This is a genomic window from Streptomyces sp. NPDC042364, from assembly GCF_056437585.1.
Genome location: NZ_JBWKAJ010000005.1, coordinates 115,968 through 122,759, shown reverse-complemented (window position 1 = coordinate 122,759; position 6,792 = coordinate 115,968). Strand labels below are relative to the sequence as shown.

General features: G+C 74.4%; 5 protein-coding genes. 1 reads left to right on the top strand and 4 read right to left on the bottom strand.

Annotated elements, in window-relative coordinates:
* Positions 1 to 103 precede the first annotated feature (103 nt).
* The 4 genes from AC067N_RS12335 to AC067N_RS12320 all read right to left on the bottom strand — a co-directional run bounded on the left by AC067N_RS12335 (position 104) and on the right by AC067N_RS12320 (position 4,547).
* Positions 104 to 1,771 carry a hypothetical protein gene (locus AC067N_RS12335; RefSeq protein ID WP_478678828.1) on the bottom strand — a complete coding sequence of 556 codons (1,668 nt, stop codon included), beginning with the start codon at positions 1,769 to 1,771 and terminating at the stop codon, positions 104 to 106.
* A gap of 243 nt (positions 1,772 to 2,014) precedes the next feature.
* Positions 2,015 to 2,896: a MerR family transcriptional regulator gene (locus AC067N_RS12330; protein WP_478678827.1), complete on the bottom strand. Its 882-nt coding sequence runs from the start codon at positions 2,894 to 2,896 to the stop codon at positions 2,015 to 2,017.
* Positions 2,897 to 2,968: 72 nt separating this feature from the next.
* On the bottom strand, positions 2,969 to 3,475 hold the full coding sequence (locus AC067N_RS12325; RefSeq protein WP_478678826.1) for a glutathione peroxidase: 507 nt from the start codon (positions 3,473 to 3,475) through the stop codon (positions 2,969 to 2,971).
* 55 nt (positions 3,476 to 3,530) lie between these two features.
* On the bottom strand, positions 3,531 to 4,547 hold the full coding sequence (locus tag AC067N_RS12320) for a helix-turn-helix domain-containing protein (RefSeq protein WP_478678825.1): 1,017 nt from the start codon (positions 4,545 to 4,547) through the stop codon (positions 3,531 to 3,533).
* 95 nt (positions 4,548 to 4,642) lie between these two features.
* Here AC067N_RS12320 and AC067N_RS12315 point away from each other — a divergent pair, with 95 nt between their 5' ends.
* Positions 4,643 to 5,884, top strand: coding sequence for an MFS transporter (locus tag AC067N_RS12315; protein ID WP_478678824.1), 1,242 nt, complete (start codon positions 4,643 to 4,645; stop codon positions 5,882 to 5,884).
* The last annotated feature ends 908 nt before the right edge of the window (positions 5,885 to 6,792 follow it).

Sequence of the window (6,792 nt, the reverse complement as noted above, 5' to 3'; positions counted from 1 at the left end):
GCCGGCACAGGCGACACGGCTCGCACGCCCGCACGCGAAGAGGCGCCCCTCCCGACCACCGGCCGGGAGGGGCGCCTCATGCGTGGAGGAGAACGACCCCGTCCTACTCCTCGGCCTCCTCCTCAGCCGCCTCCTTCTCGCACTCCAGCGGCGTCGTCCGGGACGGCCCCCCGTACTGCGAGCTGATGCGGACGTCACCGGCCTTCTCGACGGTGAGGCGGGTGAACTCGGTGAGGTCGCCGTTCGACTCGCGGTCGGCGGTGAGGCAGCCGTTGTCGGCCCACAGCCAGGGGGAGTAGGCGATGCGGACGGTGACCTCGCCCGGTCCCGGCATGCGGACGACGAGGTTGGCGCCGTCGGCGCCCACCACGGACGCCGGCCGGTCGACCAGCGGCGTCGCGTCCTTCACCCGGTAGATCTTCCAGTTCGCGTCCTCCCAGACGCGCTCCAGATAGTCCGGCTCACTGGTCACCAGGGCGTGTTCGAGTTCCGCGGGGCCGTCCGGCTCACCGTTGACGAGGACCACGAAACCGACCGCCCACCGCGACAGCCACTCCTTGTACGCCCCGGGGGTGAAGGCGCCCTCGGGCACCTCCGTGCCGCCGTGGCCCTCGTAGAAGAGGCGGCCGCGCTCGACGTCGGCCTGCCGGTTCCAGCCGCGCGCCATGTTGATGTACGGGGCGAGGATCGCGGCCTCGCGGTGGTCGCGGGCCGGCACCACCTCGACGCGGGTCTTCCAGGCACCCAGCCGCTTCAGCTCGTTCACCACCCCGTCGGTCTTGACGGCCCACTCGGGCACCTTGGTGTTGGTGACGATGTCGGCGGTCGTCTTGCCGGTCAGCCACGTCAGGGAGAGCACGAGGGCGACCCCACCGGCCACCAGCCGCCGCCGGGGCGTGAACCAGGACAGCGGCAGCCGGGCGTCGCCCTGCCGGGCCTCGCCCCGGTACAGGGCGATGGCCAGCGCCGCCGCCGGGCCCGCCAGCTCCAGGAGCCGTTCGACGTTCGTGCCGATGGGGGTGGGGATCAGATAGCAGAGGACCACGCCGAGGGCGTAGACCGCGGAGCCGAGGCGGAGCACCCGCCACGCGCTCGGCGCGGTGGCCATGACCACCGCGCAGATCACCACCGGCGGCCATATCCGGCTGAACGCCATGGGCTGCTCGCCCTCGAAGGGGAACAGCAGCGTGGTCACGGCGACGACCGTCACCGGCGGCACGATCAGCGCCGCCGCCCGGCCCCACTCCCGGCACAGCAGATACGCGGCGCCGACCACGAGGAGGAAGAGCCCGGAGACGGGGCTCCCCATCGTGGACAGCGTCGCGCACACCGCCGCCACGGCCAGCCGCCGCCCGCCGCGCCCGCCCACCACGGCCAGCAGCGCCCCCATGGCGAACGCCGTGCCCAGCATGAACGTCGAGCGGCCCGACACCACCTGGCACCACAGCGAGAAGGTCGCCGCGAGGGCGACCGGGATCGGCCCCCGCACCCCCGTCCGGGCGACGACCCCACCGACGAGCCAGGAAGCCGCCAGTCCGGAGACCAGCGTCACGGGGACCACCCCGCACGCCGCCATCAGATACGGCGAGAGGACGCTGTAGTTCGCCGCGTGCAGCCCCCCGTACCAGAACAGGTTGACCGCGGAGTCCGGGTACGCCTTCGCGAACTCCGCCCACGCCACCTGGGCCGCCAGATCGCCGCCGCCGGTCGCGAACACCGCCCACCACACGATGTACAGCGGCACGGCGCACAGAGCGGCCGTGAGCGCCACTCGGTGGCGTTCCCGCCACGGCTCACGCGTCGGCGACGGTTTGTCGGCGCGCGAGACGGGACGTCGTGGGGTCAGCTCGGCAAAGGCCACTGCGGCTCGTCCGTTCCGTTCGACTCGTGCGGGCGGGTGTTCGTCATGTGCTGGTGTAGACGCTAACCATCCGCTGACAGTTGGCCGACAGGACCTGTTCCCTCCGGTGCGGCCGTAGGGAAAACCCCCACGGCCGTACCGGTACTACACGGGTCAGGATGCGACGGGGAACGCCACGTCGCACACCGGATCCTCCGGTCCCGCCGCGTCCCAGTCCGCGAAGTACACCTCACGGCAGGGGCCGGTGACCTCCAGGCCGCGCGCGGCGATCCAGCGCTCGACCGCCTCGAAGGCCGCCGCGATCTGCGGATAAGCCACCTGCGCCTTGGTGATCCGCGTGTACACGAGCCGTCGCGCCGGCTCCACGCGCACCTCCGTCGCCGAGGCCCGCCCGTGCTCCGCCGCCCAGCGGCGGGCCGCGTCCGCGTCGGCCACCGGCACACACGCCTCGGCGGGGCCGTCGCTCTCCAGGGACACCTCGGAGTGGTACACGACGAACGGCGCCCCCGCCGTCCCGCCGCAGGCCGCCGCGCCCTCCTCCAGCCGGCCGAGCGACGCCCCGATCCACGCCGGCAGCTCGTCGACCAGAGTGTGCCGCGACCGGGTGAGCACCACCTGCGCGGCGGTGTCGACCGTCTCGACCACGAACGTCCCGTACATTCCCGGGTCCCTTCCCGTCAGCCGTCCACGGAGGTAGGCGACCAGGGCCCGCTGGGACGCGAACCGCTCCTCGGCCCCGGCCCAGTACGCGGCGAGCCGGTCCGCCGCCCGCGCGCCGTCCGTCCCGACCGCGTCCACGATCTCCGCGACGCGGGCGAGAGGCATGTCGAGCTGCCGCAGCAGGGCCACGAGGCGGGCGCGTTCGACCTGGTCGGCGCGGTAGTACCGGTAGCCGGTCGACTCGTCGACGTACGCCGGGGCGAGCAGCCCCAGCCGGTCGTACAGCCGCAGCGCCTTCGCCGACAGCCGTGCGCGGGCGGCGAAGGCGCCGATGGTGAGCAGGTCGTCGGTGGCCACTGGGTCATCCTCCGTCACCGGGCGTCCGCGCCCGGCGAGAGGGACGGTGGTCCTTGACCCAGGGGGAAGGTCAAACAGACGGCCGGGGCCTCAGCCGATGGCCTTCTCCACGGCGGCCACCAGCTCCGGGGCCTCCGGCTCGGTCTGCGGGGAGAAACGGGCGACGACCGAGCCGTCGCGGCCGATGAGGAACTTCTCGAAGTTCCAGCGGATGTCGCCGCTGTGCCCCTCGGCGTCCGCGTGACCGACCAGCCGCTCGTACAGGGCGTGCCGGCCCTCGCCGTTGACCTCGACCTTCTCGGTCATCGGGAAGGTCACGCCGTACGTCGCCGAGCAGAACTCGGCGATCTCCTCGGCCGAGCCCGGCTCCTGCCCCAGGAACTGGTTGCAGGGCACGCCCAGCACGGTGAAGCCCTTCTCCGCGTAGCGGGCCTGGAGGGCTTCGAGGCCCGTGTACTGGGGGGTGAGACCGCACTTGGAGGCCACGTTCACGACGAGCACGGCCTGCCCGGCGTACTGCGCGAGGTCCGCGGACCCGCCCGTGAGGGCGCCGATCTCGACGTCGAGGGGGGAGGTACGGGGGGTGTCAGTAGTCATAAACGGATGCTATCTCCGGAAAGCTTTCCGCCTCCGCCGCCCCGGGCGGAGCGGGTCAGCCCTCGCTCCCGTTGGTGTTCCCGTCGGCGCTCCCGTCGGCCTCGCGGCGCTCCGGCGCCCGTACCAGCACCTCTCCGGCCGCCGTCCGCGTGTACAGCACCGAGCGGCCCGCCCGTCCGCGCCGTACCAGCCCCGCGTCCAGCAGGACCTTCAGATGGCGGCCCACGGAACCGAGGGGCCGGCCGGTGACCGCGCACAGCTGGGTGGTGCTCATGGGGGAGTCGAGGAGGGCGAGGACGCGGGCGCGCGCGGTGCCGAGGAGCGGGCCGAGGGCGGCGGGCGCGGCCGCCGGACCGCTGCCGTCGGCGAGGACACCCGAGCACGGGTACACGACGGCGTACCGCTCGCCCTCCTCCCACGCCACCCAGCCGACCCGCTGCGGGGTCACCGGCACGAACACCAGCTGGGCGCCGGAGATCTCACGCGGCGGATACGCGTGGAGGTTGACCTGGAGCCGGTTCCCGCCGAGCCACCGCATCCCCGGCCGCAACGCGTCCAGCACCGCCGCCCAGCCGCTCTGCCCCAGCTGCGCGGTCCGGGCGAGGACATCCGCCTCCAGTACGCGCCGCCGCCGCTCCCAGTACGGCCGTACGGTCTCCTCCCACACGTACGTCAGGAGGTCGGCCGCGCGGCCCGGCAGGTCGTCGCGGTCGAGGGCGGCCGGGAGCGGGCCGCGCAGGGACAGGACGAGATGGGCGCGGGCGGCGGCGGGATCGACGGCCCGGACCCGGGCGACCTCCTCCGCGAAGGTCTCGCCCTCACGCGGGGCGGGCGTGAGGAAGTCGGCGATCCACTTGTCGCCGAGGCCCGCCCGGACCAGCAGGGCGGTGAGCGGATCACTGGCCGGCCCGGACCGGTAGGCGGGCAGGTGCTCGGCCAGCCAGGCCCGCTCGCCGGGGTGGGTGCAGGTCCCGGCGTGCAGCCGCTTCAGGCTCGCGAACGTCTCGGCGAGCGGCGACACGACGAACCGGCTGCCGGCGAGGGTGTCGGCGTTGACCTGCCACCAGCCCACTGGGGCACCTCCGGGGTGCGGCGAAAGCGGTCCGGGCTTTCGCGTGTGCGCGAAACATTAGCGGCGGCCGGGGCGCCCGACCGATCGTCCCGCCCATGCGCAGCTACCAAGCCCTCTTCCGCACAAGGGAGTTCACCCCTCTCTTCCTGTCCTCGTCCCTCCAGGTCGCCGGGTCCACGATCGGTGGCCTGGCCCTCGGGACGTCCGTCTACGAGGCCACCGGTTCCCCGCTGCTGTCGGCGCTCAGCATGTTCGGCCCGTCCCTGGCCCAGGTGGTCGGCGCGACGACACTCCTGTCCGCCGCCGACCGGCTGCCGCCGAGGGCGACGCTCACCGGCCTCGCCGCGTCGTTCGCGGTGAGCACGGCGCTGCTGGCGCTGCCCGGACTGCCGCTGTGGTCGGTGTTCGCGGTGATCGCCGTCCAGGGGCTGGTCGCGTCCCTGGGCGGAGGAGTGCGCTGGGGCCTGCTGACGGAGATCCTGCCGAAGGACGGCTATCTGCTGGGCCGCTCGGTGTTCAACATGATGCACGGGCTGACGCAGATCACGGGCTACGCCACCGGCGGCGCCCTGGTGGCGCTGCTGTCCCCGCGGGTGACGCTGCTGGTGTCGGCGGTCCTGTACGCGACGGCCGCGCTCTGCTCCCGCACGGGCCTGACCCGCCGCGCCCCGAGGGCCGCCGGCCGCCCCTCCGTCGCCGAGACCTGGCGGACCAACGCGCGCCTGTGGGCGTCCGTCCCGCGCCGGCGCCTCTATCTGGGCCTGTGGGTCCCCAACGGCCTGGTCGTCGGCTGCGAGTCCCTGTTCGTGGCGTACGCCCCCGACCGGGCGGGCCTGCTGTTCGCCTGCGCGGCGCTCGGCATGTTCACGGGTGACGTGACCGTCGGCAGACTCCTCCCGCCCCGGGTGCGTGACCGCCTGGCCACGCCCCTCCTGCTGCTCCTGGCCGCGCCGTACCTCGTCTTCGCCCTCCACCCCCCGACCGCCCTGGCAGCGGCCTGCGCGACCCTCGCCTCCGTCGGCTTCGGCGCGAGCCTCGTCCAGCAGCAGCACCTGTTCGCCCTCACACCACCGGACCTCACCGGCCACGCCCTCGGCCTCCACTCGGCCGGCATGCTGACCTTCCAGGGCGTGAGCGCGGCCCTCGCGGGCGGAGTCGCCCAGCTGACCTCGCCGGGGACGGCGATGGCGGTGATGGCCGCGGGTTCGGTGGCGGTGACGCTGGCGCTGGCGGTCCACCGCCCCCGCCCGCCCATGCCGGACGGAGCGGGAGCGGTCCGCCCCTCCTCGATCGGCACGAGGGGCGGGACCTCCCGGACGGGAAGGCTCCGGCGCTGAACGCGCCGGTGGGTTCATGATGGGCGCCGGCCGGGAACAGCCGTCCGGGACGGCGGGAACTTCGCCCCGAAAGCCTGTACTGCCACACGTTTCGCCGTGGATGGGCGCCGACAGCCGGTACCGTGCGCGCTGTCGCGCGGCGGCCGCATTGTTCCGCGATTCCCCGATGCCGTGGCGGGACGGGGAGCGCGCCCACCATGCTGACGTCCGGCTCCCCGATGACGCGTCGGCACCGCGGAGGGGGCCTCTCGGACGCACATGTGGGGAAGGTTTCGATGTCCAGAAGGCAAGTCTTATCCGTCGCCGTGCTGGTGACGGTCCTCGGCTGGAGCGTCGTGCTCGTCGCCGTGGGCCAGCCGGCCGCGGCCGCCGCCGTCGTCCCCTCGCTCGCGCTGAGCGCGGAACAGGTCGTCACCGCGATGACGGACGGAGCGCGTGGCCCCGCCCCGTCCGCCTGCGCACCGGTACCCGAGGCGCCCGCACCGGCCCCGGCGGGCCCCGCACCGGTTCCGGTCGGCCCCGCACCGGCCCTGGCGGGCCCCGCACCGGTTCCGGTCGGCCCCGCACCGGCCCCGGCGGGCCCCGCACCGGTTCCGGTCGGCCCCGCACCGGCCCCGGCGGGCCCCGCACCGGTTCCGGCCGGCCCCGCACCGGCCACGGCCGATCGCGGACTGGACCAGGCTGGCTCCATGCCCGGTCTGGTGTCCGCTTGCGGGCCGGTTGGGGCCGATTGCGTGCCCGGACGGGCGGTCGCTTGCGGGCCGGTCGGGGCGGAGTCCGTGCCCGGTCCGGCGGTCGCTTGCGGGCCGGTTGGGGCGGAGTCCGTGCCCGGTCCGGCGGTCGCTTGCGGGCCGGTTGGGGCGGAGTCCGTGCCCGGTCCGGCGGTCGCTTGCGGGCCGGTTGGGGCG

Coding starts and splice junctions, on each gene's coding strand:
- AC067N_RS12325 (WP_478678826.1), bottom strand. CDS start 3,475: ATGACTACTGACACCCCCCGTACCTCCCCCCTCGACGTCGAGATCGGC.
- AC067N_RS12315 (WP_478678824.1), top strand. CDS start 4,643: ATGCGCAGCTACCAAGCCCTCTTCCGCACAAGGGAGTTCACCCCTCTC.